The following is a 1,132-nucleotide window of genomic DNA, read 5'->3' on the forward strand; positions in this document are numbered from 1 at the left end:
TTTCTGCGCGAATGGTTGCCCGAGGGCACCGAAGCGCGCGACCAGGCGCTGATCGGGGCCATAGGCGCGTCCGACCCGCTGCAGCTCGACGGCCTGGGCGGCGGCAGCACGCTCAACAGCAAGGTCGCCATCGTCTCGCGCTCGCAGCAGCCGGGCTGCGATGTGGACTATCTGTTCGCCCAGGTGGGCGTGGGCCACCAGTCGGTGGACACCCGGCCCAACTGCGGCAACATGCTGGCCGGCGTGGTGCCCTTTGCCATCGAGCAGGGCCTGATCGCCGCGCAAGACGGCCACACCACCGCCCGCGTCTACAACGTCAACACCGGTGCCTGCATCGACGTGACGGTGTGCACCCCGGGCGGCGTGGTCACCTACGAGGGCGATGCCCGCATCGACGGTGTGGCGGGTACGGCAGCGCCCATCCTGCTGAACTTTCTGGATGCCTGGGGCGCGGTCACCGGCCACTTGTTCCCCACCGGCCAGCGCATCGATACCATCGACGGCATCGAGGTCACCTGCATCGATGCCGCCATGCCGCTGATGGTCATGCGCGCTGCCGACCTGGGCCTCACGGGCCGCGAACGCCCGGCGCAGCTAGATGCCAACACCGCCTTGCTGGAGCGCATCGAGGCCATGCGCCGGGTGGCAGGCACGCGCATGGGCCTGGGCGATGTGTCCGACAGCGTGGTGCCCAAGCCGGTGCTGGTCAGCGCCGGGGACGATGCCAACAGCATCACCTCGCGCTACTTCACGCCGCGCCGCTGCCACGCCTCGCACGCCGTCACCGGCGCGATCGGCGTGGCCACCGCCTTCGCCTTGCCCGGCACCGTAGCCAGTGGTGCCAGTACACCGTCGGGCAAGCGCCCACTGGTGGTGCTGCATCCGGCGGGGCAGATCGACATCGAGGTGGAAGTGGTGGGCGTGGGCGAAGCCGCCCAGGTGGAGCGCGCCGCCCTGGTACGCACCGCCCGCAAGATTTTGCAGGGCCAGTTGCAACTTCCCAGCTATGTGTTTCCGCAGGACACCACGGCCCTGGCACCCCAGGCCGCACCCGACACCAGCATCCGCATCATCGTGCCCACCAGCGCAGGCGGCGGCAACGACACCATTGCCCGCGCCCTGGCCCGCAAGC

The 1,132-nt window shown here is 69.8% G+C and carries 1 protein-coding gene; it reads left to right on the plus strand.

Features of this window, described 5'->3' with window-relative positions; all coding sequences use genetic code 11:
• Nucleotides 1–1,132, plus strand: a 1,132-nt coding sequence (locus tag AC097L_RS25635; protein ID WP_479589519.1) for a 4-oxalomesaconate tautomerase, incomplete at both ends; no start/stop codon positions are given.

The sequence above is a fragment of the Rhodoferax sp. RT5P35 genome, from assembly GCF_056521385.1.